Genomic DNA, 12,875 nt, shown 5'->3' with positions numbered 1-12,875 from the left:
ACCTTTACTATGGCACAAGCCCTGTACAAATTCTATAAGGATTGCGGCCGGTCGGGCGACCTATCCGGCGTATTCCTGTCTACCCCCGAGAAGATTGAGGGTATTATCGGCAAAGGGTTGTACTTCTATGAAGTGCTGGGCAAACATTCCGAAATATCCTTTGCCGCTGATGCCAAGCAATTTACGTTAGTAACTGATGCCCCGGAGGTTATTAAGGTGGTAGCGGAGCATGGGTTGGAATCTGGCATCAACCCTTTTGAATACTTGTATGATGAGGAGGAAGAATTTGACGTTGACGAGGACGAATAACCCTCGTCGTTGAACCGGCTACCTCCACCGAGCCGCATCCATTAGGGTGCGGCTTTTTGGTATCTTGGACCGGAACAATCCACCCTTTAATACCGCCCTTATCGTGGCCCAGCAGGCGCAGCTAACCTTACTCGAAATACACTCAACTAGCACAGGGGTAGAATATTATGCAATGGCCGTCCCGGCGCTCGGCTACTGGCTGATTATCTCCCGTACCCGCTCCGGCAACTCGGCCTCCTTCCGCTACCTGGCCTTCGAGGACCGGGCCGACTTCCTCGCCGCCTGGGCCTCGCCCGCCACCCTGGCCGAGCAGCCCTTCCGCCGCCGCACCCCCTTCGGCTTTGACTCCACCTTTCTTATTCAAGGGGCCGGGGTGCAGGCCACCAACACCGCCGCCGTGCCCACCACCGACGACGGTACGCCTACCTACGAAGGCCCCACGGGCGGCGGCAGCGGTAGCAGCCCCGACGACTCGGCCATGCAGACGCTTTCCGCCCAGCGCCTCGTCTCGCTCGACAACAAGCTGCATACCGATGAGGCCGGGAACCTGCTGGTGAGCTTGCGCGAGCCCCAAAAGCTGCGCGTAGACGTGCTCAACAGCACCCTAGACGTAAACATTGTCAGCGAGTCGAGCCTGGCCTACGGGGCGGCCACGGAAGTCCAGCAGCAGGCCATTGAAGCCCAACTCGCGGCCATCCTGGACCAGCTCGTACTCGCCGCCCAGCAGAGCCAGCAAAGCGACGCGCTGACCGATACGGAACTGCGGGCCGCGCCCCTGCACGTCGTCCTCGACAACCCGAGCGCGGACTACGCCACGACCACCGGGCAGGCGGCCACCACCCGCGCCGTGCAGGCCGTGGGTGATAAGCTCCCTGCCCCGGTCAACGGGCGGGTGCCGGTGGACGTGAACCTGCCCAATCCGCTGCCCGTCAGCGGCTCCGTAACCGCGCAGGTGGCCTTTCCCTCCGTGCAGGCGGTCAGTGTGCAGGGGGAGGTTGAAATCAAGAACGACGCGGGCAATCCGCTGGCTGTCGCCGTGACCTTTCCGGTTAACCAGCAGGTAAGCCAAGTCTCCCAACCCTTGCCCACCGGGGCGGCGACGGCGGCCAATCAAAACCTGGAAATCACGGCCCTCAACAGCCTCGATACGAAGGTGGCAACGTCGGCCCTGCAAACGGCCGGGAATGCCTCCCTTGCTAATCTGGATAGCAAAGTAGCCACGGCGGCTAAACAGGACATTGCCAATACGGCCCTGCAAACCATCGCGGCCGGAACCCCGCCCTTGGTCGGCGGGGCAGTACCCGTCGTAGGCAACCTGACCATCAACAATGCCGCCCCGGCCACGGTGTACACGTCCTCCTCGCTGGCGGGCACTCCGGCCCTCATTAAAAACGCCCCGGCCCAGCTCTACTCCGTCCACGTCACGAACACGACGACGACGCTGCGCTACTTAAACATCTTTAACCAGGCCACCACCCCGACCACGGGCAGCGTACCGGCCATTAGCTTTGCCATCCCGGCCGGGCAGACTTTCCGCTTCTCCCTGGACGGCAAGTACATCACGCTTACAAACGGCCTGGGTATTACCATTGGCACGGCCCCGAGCCTGGGTACGCTGGTCGGAGGCCTGGTTTCCGGCATCGGGGCCAATGACTTGATTATTGTGATTCAATACGCCTAGTCACCCTGACTGGAAACAGAAAGCCCCAACTGGTTGTCCAGTCGGGGCTTTTGCTTTTCGACCCCGGCTGGTGCGCTTCCGGGAGAGGCGTCCAGGGTTCTGTTTTACTGCTTGCAATGATTAGGGGCAAATCTTTTCAGTCGCCACCCCCTACTATGTATTCCCGCCGATGATTCGCGTGTGCGGTAGGCAGAACAAGTCCGCCAAGACTCGTTCTGGCAACGCGCAGGGAGCAACGGGATACACCAATCATTGCCTTCTCTCCCGTGCAGTCGGACGAGAGTTTCTTTAGGCGACGCCCTGTTTGGGGAAAGGTAGAGAGTAACGCCTGAGCCCATCGGCTTGCGCGGTGGAGGGCTTGGTAGTTTCTCAGCAGGGGCTTGTTATCCGTCTTAGCCGTGTCCCTTGCTACTCTCTATTATGGCAGCCGCCCGATTGGCTGGCTGTAATTGAAGTGGAGGGTGGAATTGAACCACCACCGTTGCAACGGCTAGACGACACTTCTCAGTTGGTACCAACCAATACTCTGCCAGTTCGGGGCGAACAACAGCCCGTCATTACCAATGGGTCTAGGGAATACGATTATCCGACTCCACCTTGTTGATACCAAAAGTACGGGAAATTTTCGCTCTTGCAACTGCTGTTGCGAAAATATTTTTCACAGAAAACCCCGCAGCAAAACCACGGGGCTTTCTCGAAAGCAATATCTGATAGGCTCAGACGGGCAACACGTATAGTAAGCCAAAAGCCATGCCACGAACTACGGCGCTGACGACGGAGGGGTTGGCGTGCAGGAGCTTGGCTATAAACCGAATGGCTTTGTCCGTGCTAGCCGAGCTGCCCACGGCAAATGCCGGGTCGCCTTTACGCCAGTTGAGTATCGGGTCAAAGACGGCAACTCGAACCAGCACTCCCGCCAGCAGCAGCCACGGGTTGCGCATAAGAAAGGCTACCGTGAACACTAGCAGGGCGTAGCAGGCAGGATAGGCGCGGTGCAGAGGTTGGTTAAGCCTCTGCTGAGCGGTAGGCGGGATGAACTCCCGCGAGAGCAGCGTGAGTGCGCCCTGTGCCCGAGCGTCGATATACACGTAGCACAGCAGCGCCCACAAGCAGCAGTAGTAGAGAGTCTGTGGATTATAGTTCTCCACGCAGACGGCGGTTTTCTTTGCTCAGGAGCGTTGCGCCGAAATTAAGGCCGAACATTGCCCCGCCGACGATGGTAGCGCCTAGACCCAGAGAATCGGCGTCTGGTGTGAAGATTAAGCCAAGCAAGCCTGCAACAAAGAGGGCGAGGGTAACGAAGAATACGGCGGCATCACGCCGGGTGCCGTAGAGTTGGAAAGCGAGGGTTTGTTTCATGGGGCTACTTGAGTAAGAAGTCGAAGGTTTGATGCAAGACAGTAAGCGTAAGCTCGTGGCAGATAAGCCACTTAATCAGAGCAATGGGCGAGAAGATGAAGTCCACGATGGACCAGAAGATGCTCCCGTGAATGGTGTAGCCAATCATGGCGACGGCGACTGAGAACAGAAGGACGATAAGTTGTCTCATGGGGTTGGTTGGTTGCAGGATGATTTTGGCGGCCTTCTTAATGAAGAAAATGGTCAGCAGGATTCTGTTTATGTCGTTGAAGTCAATCTTGACCCCTGTTACCGCCTGAGCGAAGAAGGCGGCGAAGTAGCAGAACACGAAGTAGGCGACTATATTAAGCGCTGTTATAACTGCTCTACCTGTTGGTGTTGGTGTACTAACCACTCCCCCTGGACTATGTGGAGAGAATCGAACGTCAAACAGAAAGTCGTGAACCCGGCCAACGGCATCCGTTAGCTTGTCAATAATCTTGGTGGGCATGGCTGGTTGGTTAAGCAATTTGGGTTTGTAGATTGTACAGAGGTTCATCAATGACGCGGGGGAACTTGCCGCCCCGGCTCTCGAAGGTCATAAAGCCAGGGAGCGTTGACCAGCCGCCGTCCGAGGAGTAGCCATTGCCGGTGAACAGGGGCGGGCACACGTAGCGGCGGTAAGAATCGGAGTCCATGCTGGTTTGCCGCGAATGCCAGTGCGCCCCGAGAATAACGCAGTACAGGCCGGGGATTCGGTGGCGCATGAGCGTTTCCAACATGTTTTTCTCGCCCTTGGCAAGCCCCAGGTGGTTGTGCGTCATTAGGTAGCAGATGCCGTCTACCGCCTTCACCAGCACGTCGTACTGGTACGAGAACTGGATGCCGGTGTTGGCGTACCGCTCTTGCAGCAAGCCGAACAGCAGCTCGGCGGCCTCGCCCCGCGTATCGTCGTGGCTATCGGCGCTTACGCGGTCATGGTTTCCGCTAATGCCCCACACCTCGGCCACGTTGTTAATGCGCTCAATCAGGAAGGACATGAACTCAAGGGCCGAGAACACGGCCTTGGCCCCACGCATCCCCCGGCCCATGCTCAGGAAGCTGTTTGCGTGGTTTTTTGCACTCCACGACTCAATAAAATCTCCTAGCCCGGCGAGGTAGACCTTCTTGGCTCCGCGCTCGTTGATGCGGTCGGCCATCTGTTGCGCGTAGCCCTTTGCCACGTCCCAATTGTAGGCCGGGGAGTTGAGCATCTTGTCTACTTCGGCCCCGATGTGCGGGTCGGCCAGGGTTACGACCAGGTGCTCAGGAGCTGAGGGGCCGGTCGGCACGCGGGGCACGTAGCGGTAGCGCGTGGTAGGCAGCAAGTCGGCCATTTCCATGCGAAACTCATCCCAGAAGGCGTCGCGCTTGGCGTTCTGTTCCAGCACCTTGTTGAGCTGCTTCACGGCGGCGTTGGCGTGCGCCCGCTCGATAAGCGGCCCCTGCTTTTCGTAGCGGCGGCTCATCTTAGCCTCCATCATGGCCTCTAACTGCTCGGGGGCGGTAATGGAGACGGTGTGGGGCGAAAAGACGTTACTGGTCTTTTGCAGAAACAGGCGTACTTTGATGCTGTTCCACTGCCAGGGTTGCAGGCCAAAGTCGTTGAGAATCTGCACCTGAGACTTGTTCAGCCCGTGGACGCTGTACTGGAAGAATAGCTCATCAACAATGGCAACGGACAAGCGAATGGCCTTGCCGTTGCCCGCCGTCCAGGCGTACTCCCCGTTCTCGACCACCCACGGCAATTCCGCTTCTTCATCCAACTCCACCTCTACGTCGGCCTGCGCCTCGGCTGCCTCTCCTTTGCGGGGCGTCCAGCCGCTTGTGCCCTGAATGGCGCGGCGGCAGGCCGTCATTACCGCCTTGCGGGCGTACTGCTTGTACTGCGGATACGAGACGAGCAACTGTTCCGATAGTTCGGCCGGGTCGGTGGTGGGCAGAATAGCATACACCTCGCGGGCGTGCCCAGCGAGGGAGTCAGTGGTTAATTGTCCGGGCATAGAGACGTGTGGTACAAGTGCTTACTTGTCCGAAAAGTACAAGAAACTTTCGTTGCTACCAAGCAGTAGCGGAGAATTATTTTGCTGCCTTCCTTAGCAGATTACTATTTAACGGCCAGGGCTACATACTCGTAGTGCATCGAATCCGCACGGCCAGCACCGAAATCAGCGCCAGCGCGGAAACCGTGCTTCTTCCAAATAGCCACAAACTCCCGCGTGAACATACCTGCCTGATAAGGGGCTTTCCCCAGGGGGTTCTGCTTGGCGTTAAAATCAAAGGCCAGCGCCCACGAGTGAACCGAAGGCGCGTTCAGGCCACGCATCAAACGTGGGTTATAGCAGCCGTCGTAGGTTTTTATTTCCTTGATGCGGCCCGTATCCACCAGTTCGCGCATCACCGCCTCAAAGGGCGTTACCGCGTCCTTATTCATCCAAATGCGCGTAACCGGCTGCCCTCCATAGGCCGTGGCAAAGTGAGGCTTGAGCCAGTCGGGAAATTTATACATGGTCAGCCACCGCGTTTCAAAAGCGGCGCTGCGGGGGTAAGCCGCTCCGTATCGTTTAGTTAGTTGCGCGGTGGTTGCCATTGGTGCTTATTGAGTGGGTTGGTCTTCTACCTCCGTGGAGCTGATACAGGTAAAGGAGGCGGCAATGACAATACCGAACAGCATGGCTTGCACGAAGGCCACGGCCACGTTCTTGACCAGGTTCAGCCGGGCGTGGCCCAGGTCTACGGCGTAGGCCCCCACCAGGAAGGTAATGGCCCAAATGGCTTGGGAGCGCACGTTCTTCCAGAACACGGGCGTCTCGGATTTCAGACGGTCTAGTAGTTGGCCCATGTGAGCAAGGTACAGATAAAGTTGGCGGAAGATTTGGAGACAACGAAAGGAATATGTACTATTGCGCTGAATCAAACACGTTACTTTATGGAACAGGCAGTAGCTACCGCCAGCAGATTTAAGAAGTATATGCACCTTGAGCGCTTTGGCACGCCAGAGGTGCTGGGAATTGAGTTAGGAGAAACCTATGTATTCCCGAAGATTGATGGCACCAATGCTTCCGTATGGTTGGAAGATGGTGTGGTGAAGGCTGGCAGCCGCAACCGCGAGCTAAGCCTTGAATCCGACAACGCCGGTTTTTACGCCTGGGCCAGTAAGTCAGTAGAACTGTTTAACTATTTGAGTGAAAACCCCAACCATCGGCTGTTTGGGGAATGGCTGGTGCCTCACTCCATTAGCACCTATCGAGATGATGCGTGGCGCAAGTTTTACGTGTTCGATGTAGCGGCCCCGCACCTAATGGCCGAGTCAGAAGAAGAACCAGAGGCATATTTGCCTTACAATGCCTATAAACCGCTACTTGAGCGGCACGGTATCGAGTACTTGGCTCCGCTCAAGATTATCCGCAACGGAACCTTTGAGGCGTTCTGCCATGAACTGCAAAACAACGTGTGTCTCATTAAAGACGGGCAAGGATGCGGGGAAGGGGTGGTTATCAAGAACTATGCTTTCTTCAACAAGTACGGACGGCAGACGTGGGCGAAGATTGTTACCTCGGAGTTTAAAGAAAAGCACGCGAAAACGATGGGCGCTCCCCTGCACGCCGAGCGTAAATTGGTCGAGGAAGAAATTGCCACTGAATTTGTTACACAAGCGCTGGTAGACAAGGTGTTCGCCAAAATTGATCTTGATGGCGGCTTTACTGCCCGTCGCATCCCTCAACTGCTTCACACGGTCTACTATGACGTGGTGCGAGAGGAGTGCTGGAACTTTGTAAAAGCGCGAAAGAACCCCACTATCAACTTCAACACGCTGCAACATTTCGTCTTTGGACGGGTAAAAGCCCTGCGCCCTGACTTATTCTAGTGGCTAACGGCCAATCCTGTTACCACGACCAGTAACGCCCCTAAGCCCGCAGAGAGCCAGCCTCTTTTGCGGGCTTTTAGCTGGGCGATGGTGGCGCGGTTGTCGGCATCCACGGTCAGGCGCTCCTGCGTGCCAAGGGCCTGCTTGTACGAGCTGGCCTGGGCGCTGTCGGCGCGGGAGCGGAGCAGCAGCGTGTGGTTGGCCGCGTGCAGCGTGTCCACCGTGCGGCGCAGGGCGCGTACTTCGGGCTTGAGGGCCTCGAACTGTTGCAGGGACTTCCAGATTACCCGCGCCTGGGCCGGGTCGATGCAGACCATTGTTTCCCCGTAGGGCTGGGCCTTAGGGGGGAGCGGGGCGGTATGTTGAGAGAAGGCCGGTGAGGCGAGGAACAGAGAGAGAATCAGCGGAAGGAATGGTTTCATAGCGGGTACGGGCCGCGTCGGCGGCAGCCTGGTAACTGGCGACCTGAGCGATTTGGCGTTGGTAAATGGAGAGTTGACGGGCCGAGCGGGTGCTGTCGGCTTGACCCTTGGCCTTGAGCTGCTGCACTTGGCCGCGCAGTTTCTTGGCGGCCTTCGTGGACAGGGGCGGGTTGGTCTTGACAGCCTGGTTCAGCTCCCCGGCCACGTAGCAGGAGCGCAGGAAGAAAACGCTGCTTAACACCATTAGGGCGGCCAGGATAGTGAGCTTGGTGCGGGGCGTGAGGCTCATTTGAGTAGGTCTAGGAATTGGGAAAGTGCCTTGCCGCCAAAAAAGCCCGCCCCGCCGCTGGCGGCCAGAAAGCCGGTGGCCCACCAGAAATACTTGTTAAACTTCTTTTCCCACTCGGCGTGCTTTTCCTCCAAGCTCTTACACTTGTCCTGCATGGTCTTGAAGTCGTCGCTCAGGCCGGGCCGTTCCAGGCCGGGGGTGCGCTGGCCGGTGAGAAACAGCTTGATTTCCCCGAGGGTAACATTGCTCTCGCGGCCGGTAATGTGGCTTTCCCGCACCTCCTTGCGCATTTCGCCAACCGAGGTGGTGAGTTCGTCTACGGCGGTTTCGGTTTTGTCCAAGCGCTCGTCTACCTTGATGCGCCAATCGGAAAATTCTTCGTGTTGGCGCACGAGGTAGGCAATCTGCTGGTCGGGCGGGAGACGGGCCACGTTGGGTGGGTCGGCAGGCGGGTTCTTCTTCGGGGGCATAGGGCTAAACGGAAAGCAGGCCAACCGCCACGCCCGCGTCCTGGGCGTCCTTGCGCCAGAAGTGGTACATTTTGTCCTGGTTTGCTTCGGTAATAAACGAGTCGGGAAAGAGCAGTTGCTTGGCAAGGTCCACGAAGGCCCCGGAGCCGGGGCTTTTGTCCACGCGCTCCCCCGCCTGGTTTTTCACGCCCAGCAGGTTGCCTTCGCAGATAAAGTCGCGGTGAAACTCCGGGGGCGGGGAAAGCCACGGGTAAATCGAAATGCCGCCGATGAATACCCCGTTGCCGGTCACCCCGTCCGGGAGCTTGCCGGTGTTCAGGGCAATGTTGCGCGAGAAGTTAATCAGGTAGCCCCCAGCGCAGTTAAAGCCGCCGAAGGTGTAGCCCACCGTGTAGTTCTCCACGATGTTGACGTAGTGCGGGTCGTTGGCCCGAATATCCCCGGCGTCGTTGTCGGTGGTAATCGAGGAGCCCGTACCGTTGGAGGCCGAGGGGTGCAGGAAGATGCGGTCCTGGAAGTTGCCCTTGATGTTGATGTAGCGGTCGGCCGTCCCATACGAGCCGTGCAGGTTGATGGCGTCCTGCTGGGTGCAGTTGCCCAGGGTGTTGAAGATGGAGTTGTAGAGAATATCCACCTTCACGCCCCTGGATTGGGTTACCTGGTAGCCATTGGACTGCAACTGGTCCGTGTTGCCGTTTTGGTCAAACTTCTGCAAGTCAAAGATGCAGTTCCCCTTGATGGTCACGGTGTTCACCGTGTTGGAGTAGCTCTGCACGAGAATGCCCTTGATCTTGTAAAAGTGATTGTTCTGAATGGTCACGTTGCCCGCTACCGCGTTCTGAATGTCAATGCCCTTGCCGGGGTAGCCGGTCTTGCCTGCGGGCGTCTGGTAGCCGTAAAAACAACAGTTTTCCACGACAATGTTCACCGAGGCAATGGCGTCGTTGATCTGCAACAGGCAGGACGGCGACCACCCCGTAAAGTTACAATTTCTAATGATAAGAGAAGTGCCCCGCAGGTTGCTCAGTTGCAGGGCCGGGCCGCCGTTGTCGTTGTTGGTGAAGTTGCGGTTTTCAATCACCAGGTTGGTTGTGCCCGGCTTCATGTCCTGCGGCCCCTCCCAGCCCGTCGTCGGCTTGGGCCGCTTGGGCAGCGGGGCGTAGGTTTGCGGCAACGGCCCTTGGTAGTAGTCCAGGGTAAACTTCTGCGCTGCGCTGCCCCCGCCCGTCGGCGGGGTGGCTCCTTCCAGCGCGGACAGGCGAGCAAGCAAGCTGATAGCTTGGAGCTTGCCTTGCCCGTCTTTGCTCAGGCCCAGCACTTGTGCCAAGTAGTCGTCAATGTCTTTTTGACGGGAGGGGTGCAGCGCCATTGCCTTAGGAAGTTAGAAAGTCGGATTTAAACCAGAGCCAGTTCGTCGTACTGCCTAGACGGCGACACTCATAGGCGGTATATACCCCGTTGGTCAGGTCTGTAAACGCCTTGCCCCGGTAAGCGGGGTCTGACTCGGCCACGGGAAAGGAAGTGCCCGCTTTCACGCTGCTTTGCTTGGCCTCGTCCACGCTAAAGCGCAGACTGCTTTCTTCTACCCACTGAGTTCCCTCCCAGATTTGCTTACTGCTGGTCGTTGTGTTGTAGTAGGCCCAGGGGCCAGCCAGCCCGCTCAGGTCCGGGCGCTGGGCCAGGGTGCCCGTGCCGCTGCCCTGGGGCTGGAAGATGGGCGGGGCAAAGGCAATGGTCGCCCCGGTGGTATTGGGCAGGGAGCGGTCAATGAGAAAGTACAGGAAGCCGTTGACTTGGGGCTGGTCAAAGGTGGTGATTTGCGCCCGCTGACCGTTGAGGGTAATGAAGTCTCCCGGCTTGAGTACGGCCGTCGCGGCACTGAGCGTGATGTAGTTGCCCTCAATCTTGGCCGTGCGACCCTCGGCGTAGGTGCGGGTGGTGCCCCCGGCTACGCACTTCCAACCGGAAGGGGTATTGGGGCGGTGGTCGCTGTTCTCGTAGGTGTCCCCGCTGCGCCAGTCTGTTTCCCCGCTGCCCAGAATAGCCGACAGCGAGGGGGTAAAGCGCAGGAAACGCCCGTCCACCAGCATACTCTTGGTTTCGAGGAAGCGCCGGGGCATGAGGCGGGAAATTTCCCCCGCCACGGGGTTGAGCAAGCCGCCCGGCGAGGCTTTCCAATGCACCCCCTGCTCGTCCCCCACGCCCCAGCCGTTGTCCACGGGTTGCAGGAAGTGGTTGACCGGCGAGGCGGGCTGCTGCAAGGTGAGCTTGCTGCCGTAGCGAATGGTGCCCTCGTCGGCATCGGTCTGACTGAACAGGTTGTGCATCTGCCCGAAGTCCAGGATGCCGAAGCCGCCTGTTACCCCCGCTGCCATTACGCCGCCCAGAATGACCGAGCATTGCGTGAGTTCATCCCCGCCCGAGTTGCCCCCTTCCGTGTAGCCGCTGACCAGCACGGAGCGCGGGTTGGGGTTGCCCCGATTGGTAAAGCCGCCCATGACCAGTTTGTGCGGCTCCACGGTGAAGTCGTTGAAGCGCTCCCCGTTCTGGGTGGTGTGGCGGCCGGGCCAGTAGTTGCCCAGCAGTGAGGAGTCAATAATGCCCCACGCCCCGTTGTTACGGCAGGAAATGTTCTGGAAGTTGGAGGCGTTGGCTTCGTCGCCCGTGACGAAAATACCGGCCCCGCCGTTAAAGTCGAGGTTGTTGAAGCCGCTGGTGGTGATGTGGTCGGCAAACAAGGTGTTGCCCTGCTTGTAGTAGCTCATCGTGACCGGGGTACCGTCCGGCTCCTGGTTGATGCCTTCCGGCCCGTCAATGGTGGGCTTTAGCACCAGCAGCTGCCCTGCTTGCCCGATGGTGGAACTGGTTACGCCGTTGATAAAAAAGCGCTTGGTCAGATCGTCCAGGCCGGGGAAGGGTAGAATGGCCTGGTCGTCGGGGCGGAAGGCCCGGTAGGTGCCGTTGGCGTCCGTGTAGGTGGCCATCGCCCCGGTTGCCGTCAGGGTTTCCCCGTTCAGGCGAATGGTCGTGTTGCCAAACACGCAGACCCCGTGGCCGGGGAAACCCGAGACGCTCAGGTTATGCCAGGTTCCCAACGAGTAGAAATTCATGCCGTTGAGCTTGTAATTCCCCCAGTTGGTGTCGTAGGTGCCGTCGGGCAGGCGGCAGTGCTCCGGCACGGAGTTGGCTCCGTTCTCGTGGTCGATGCTCACGTTGATGAGCTGCACGTTGCTGTTGCCCGTGGTGCGGTAGGCTTGAATGCCGCCCGAGCCGGTGGTAACCGTCGCGCTTACTCCCAGCTCCATTTCAAAGGCGCAGAGGGAGTTGACGAAGTTAATGGCAAAGTCCGGCCCCCGGTCCTCGCCCGGAAACTGGACCCCGGTGTTCGGGACCGGAGCAAACCAGTACACGTTGCCCAGCGGGGAGCGGGGCAAGACAAAGTGGCCGTACTTGTAGCGGCGGATAACCGCGTGCAGGGCCAGGGCATTCGCCAGGGCCTTGCTTTTGTCGTTGGGCACGAGCCCGTACCAGCGCAGGTTGATGCGGTTGTTGCTCAGTACCCGCTTGAAGTACTCGCCGGAAGGAAGTTTGACGTACACCACGTCGTCGCAGAGCGCGTCGCTCATGGGGCGGCCGTCCTCGAAGGTGGTTACCTTGACGTACTGCGCAAAATCGCCCGTGTGCTCGTCAATGCCCCCGTAGAGAATGTCGTTTAAGCGTTGTAAATCCGCCATGATTAGGATAGGGGCTGGGTTTTGACAAAAGCGGACCCGATGCCCACGAAGGGCAGGGCGCTGGGCTTGGGCTGGTCCGAGGTAGGAATGGTGTAGGGCACGGCGGCGGAGTACACCACGTAACTTTCCCCGTCTTGCAGGGAAGTAAAGGGCGGGAAGGAGCTGCCGGGGCGGAAGGAAATGAGTCCCTGCCCGTTCTGGTTGGCCTTGGTAATGCGCGTGACGTTGCTCAGAAAGGAGGCCGTGAGCAGGTTCAGGCCGGGGCCGGAGTAGGTGAACAACTGCACCTTGTTGGCGATGGTCATTACCCGATGCTGGTAAAGGCTTCGTTGCTTTCCCCGGAGCTGTTGGCGGCCGTCACGAAGTACTCGACGTAGACCGGGGCGGAGTTGGCCGGAGAGCTGGTGTCGTTGAAGTAGGAAAAGGGCACGGTGGCAATGATGGTCTTGGCCCCACCGTTAACCTTGGAGCGCACGATGTAGAGGCTGGCACCGGGGGAAGGATCCCAATTCAGGCGGTTCGCCACGTCGGGCTCTCGGCTAATTGTCAGGTTGCCGGGCACGGCTGAGACGCCAATGTTGCCCGGCAGGGGGTTGAGCATGAGCACCCCGTTGCCATCCACGGCAAAGTCGTTGGCGCTATACTTAATCATGCCCACCTGGGTGGGGGAAGCCAGCGGGAAGGTGGCGGGGGTTTTGCGGGTGGCGGTGAGCGTTCCCATGAGC

16 protein-coding genes are annotated in these 12,875 nt (G+C 58.8%); 3 read left to right on the top strand and 13 right to left on the bottom strand.

All coding sequences use genetic code 11. From position 1 onward, the window contains the following. The first annotated feature begins 9 nt into the window (after positions 1-9). Together IEW18_RS20340 and IEW18_RS20335 are read left to right on the top strand one after the other, a co-directional pair. Complete coding sequence (locus tag IEW18_RS20340; RefSeq protein ID WP_188559726.1) at positions 10-309, top strand: hypothetical protein; 300 nt, start codon at positions 10-12, stop codon at positions 307-309. Positions 310-481: 172 nt separating this feature from the next. Then, positions 482-1,990, top strand: coding sequence for a hypothetical protein (locus tag IEW18_RS20335; RefSeq protein ID WP_188559725.1), 1,509 nt, complete (start codon positions 482-484; stop codon positions 1,988-1,990). Between the two features lie 716 nt (positions 1,991-2,706). On the opposite strand, the gene IEW18_RS20330 is transcribed toward IEW18_RS20335, so the two are convergent. From IEW18_RS20330 to IEW18_RS20305, 6 genes are all read right to left on the bottom strand, one after another. After that, on the bottom strand, positions 2,707-3,099 hold the full coding sequence (locus IEW18_RS20330; RefSeq protein ID WP_188559724.1) for a hypothetical protein: 393 nt from the start codon (positions 3,097-3,099) through the stop codon (positions 2,707-2,709). Positions 3,100-3,124: 25 nt separating this feature from the next. Next, complete coding sequence (locus IEW18_RS20325; protein WP_188559723.1) at positions 3,125-3,349, bottom strand: hypothetical protein; 225 nt, start codon at positions 3,347-3,349, stop codon at positions 3,125-3,127. Between the two features lie 4 nt (positions 3,350-3,353). Next, a complete protein-coding gene (locus IEW18_RS20320; RefSeq protein WP_188559722.1) occupies positions 3,354-3,839 on the bottom strand; it encodes a hypothetical protein in 486 nt (161 codons plus the stop codon). Between the two features lie 10 nt (positions 3,840-3,849). Further along, positions 3,850-5,370: a hypothetical protein gene (locus IEW18_RS20315; RefSeq protein ID WP_188559721.1), complete on the bottom strand. Its 1,521-nt coding sequence runs from the start codon at positions 5,368-5,370 to the stop codon at positions 3,850-3,852. 104 nt (positions 5,371-5,474) lie between these two features. Further along, positions 5,475-5,876, bottom strand: a complete 402-nt coding sequence (locus tag IEW18_RS20310; RefSeq protein ID WP_229728889.1) for a M15 family metallopeptidase — start codon at positions 5,874-5,876, stop codon at positions 5,475-5,477. Between the two features lie 87 nt (positions 5,877-5,963). Beyond that, positions 5,964-6,209, bottom strand: coding sequence for a hypothetical protein (locus IEW18_RS20305; protein WP_188559719.1), 246 nt, complete (start codon positions 6,207-6,209; stop codon positions 5,964-5,966). Here IEW18_RS20305 and IEW18_RS20300 point away from each other — a divergent pair, their 5' ends adjacent. Continuing rightward, on the top strand, positions 6,210-7,235 hold the full coding sequence (locus tag IEW18_RS20300; RefSeq protein ID WP_188559718.1) for an RNA ligase family protein: 1,026 nt from the start codon (positions 6,210-6,212) through the stop codon (positions 7,233-7,235). On the opposite strand, the gene IEW18_RS20295 is transcribed toward IEW18_RS20300, so the two are convergent. The 7 genes from IEW18_RS20295 to IEW18_RS20265 are packed head-to-tail and all read right to left on the bottom strand — an operon-like array spanning position 7,232 to position 12,871. Then, a complete protein-coding gene (locus IEW18_RS20295; RefSeq protein WP_188559717.1) occupies positions 7,232-7,552 on the bottom strand; it encodes a hypothetical protein in 321 nt (106 codons plus the stop codon). The genes IEW18_RS20300 and IEW18_RS20295 overlap by 4 nt on opposite strands. A gap of 22 nt (positions 7,553-7,574) precedes the next feature. Further along, positions 7,575-7,946 (bottom strand): hypothetical protein, encoded by a 372-nt coding sequence (locus IEW18_RS20290; protein ID WP_188559716.1) that lies wholly within the window; start codon positions 7,944-7,946, stop codon positions 7,575-7,577. Further along, positions 7,943-8,416 (bottom strand): hypothetical protein, encoded by a 474-nt coding sequence (locus tag IEW18_RS20285; protein WP_188559715.1) that lies wholly within the window; start codon positions 8,414-8,416, stop codon positions 7,943-7,945. The genes IEW18_RS20290 and IEW18_RS20285 overlap by 4 nt, the downstream gene beginning before the upstream one ends. Positions 8,417-8,420: 4 nt before the next feature. Further along, complete coding sequence (locus tag IEW18_RS20280; RefSeq protein ID WP_188559714.1) at positions 8,421-9,785, bottom strand: right-handed parallel beta-helix repeat-containing protein; 1,365 nt, start codon at positions 9,783-9,785, stop codon at positions 8,421-8,423. Positions 9,786-9,789: 4 nt separating this feature from the next. Beyond that, a complete protein-coding gene (locus IEW18_RS20275) occupies positions 9,790-12,150 on the bottom strand; it encodes a hypothetical protein (protein ID WP_188559713.1) in 2,361 nt (786 codons plus the stop codon). Between the two features lie 2 nt (positions 12,151-12,152). Further along, positions 12,153-12,455, bottom strand: coding sequence for a hypothetical protein (locus IEW18_RS20270; protein WP_188559712.1), 303 nt, complete (start codon positions 12,453-12,455; stop codon positions 12,153-12,155). Next, a complete protein-coding gene (locus tag IEW18_RS20265; protein ID WP_188559711.1) occupies positions 12,455-12,871 on the bottom strand; it encodes a hypothetical protein in 417 nt (138 codons plus the stop codon). The genes IEW18_RS20270 and IEW18_RS20265 overlap by 1 nt, the downstream gene beginning before the upstream one ends. Between the last annotated feature and the right edge of the window lie 4 nt (positions 12,872-12,875).

It is taken from the genome of Hymenobacter glacieicola (assembly GCF_014640315.1).
In the GTDB taxonomy this organism is placed as follows: domain Bacteria; phylum Bacteroidota; class Bacteroidia; order Cytophagales; family Hymenobacteraceae; genus Hymenobacter; species Hymenobacter glacieicola.
Note: the sequence above shows the minus strand (reverse complement) of the source record. Positions and strands in the feature narration are given on the sequence as shown.

Excerpts from the sequence above, each read along its gene's own strand:
- IEW18_RS20340 (WP_188559726.1), top strand. The coding sequence starts at position 10 with ATGGCACAAGCCCTGTACAAATTCTATAAGGATTGCGGCCGGTCGGGC.
- IEW18_RS20335 (WP_188559725.1), top strand. The coding sequence starts at position 482 with ATGGCCGTCCCGGCGCTCGGCTACTGGCTGATTATCTCCCGTACCCGC.
- IEW18_RS20325 (WP_188559723.1), bottom strand. The coding sequence starts at position 3,349 with ATGAAACAAACCCTCGCTTTCCAACTCTACGGCACCCGGCGTGATGCC.
- IEW18_RS20320 (WP_188559722.1), bottom strand. The coding sequence starts at position 3,839 with ATGCCCACCAAGATTATTGACAAGCTAACGGATGCCGTTGGCCGGGTT.
- IEW18_RS20315 (WP_188559721.1), bottom strand. The coding sequence starts at position 5,370 with ATGCCCGGACAATTAACCACTGACTCCCTCGCTGGGCACGCCCGCGAG.
- IEW18_RS20310 (WP_229728889.1), bottom strand. The coding sequence starts at position 5,876 with ATGTATAAATTTCCCGACTGGCTCAAGCCTCACTTTGCCACGGCCTAT.
- IEW18_RS20305 (WP_188559719.1), bottom strand. The coding sequence starts at position 6,209 with ATGGGCCAACTACTAGACCGTCTGAAATCCGAGACGCCCGTGTTCTGG.
- IEW18_RS20295 (WP_188559717.1), bottom strand. The coding sequence starts at position 7,552 with ATGGTCTGCATCGACCCGGCCCAGGCGCGGGTAATCTGGAAGTCCCTG.
- IEW18_RS20290 (WP_188559716.1), bottom strand. The coding sequence starts at position 7,946 with ATGAGCCTCACGCCCCGCACCAAGCTCACTATCCTGGCCGCCCTAATG.
- IEW18_RS20285 (WP_188559715.1), bottom strand. The coding sequence starts at position 8,416 with ATGCCCCCGAAGAAGAACCCGCCTGCCGACCCACCCAACGTGGCCCGT.
- IEW18_RS20280 (WP_188559714.1), bottom strand. The coding sequence starts at position 9,785 with ATGGCGCTGCACCCCTCCCGTCAAAAAGACATTGACGACTACTTGGCA.
- IEW18_RS20275 (WP_188559713.1), bottom strand. The coding sequence starts at position 12,150 with ATGGCGGATTTACAACGCTTAAACGACATTCTCTACGGGGGCATTGAC.
- IEW18_RS20270 (WP_188559712.1), bottom strand. The coding sequence starts at position 12,455 with ATGACCATCGCCAACAAGGTGCAGTTGTTCACCTACTCCGGCCCCGGC.
- IEW18_RS20265 (WP_188559711.1), bottom strand. The coding sequence starts at position 12,871 with ATGGGAACGCTCACCGCCACCCGCAAAACCCCCGCCACCTTCCCGCTG.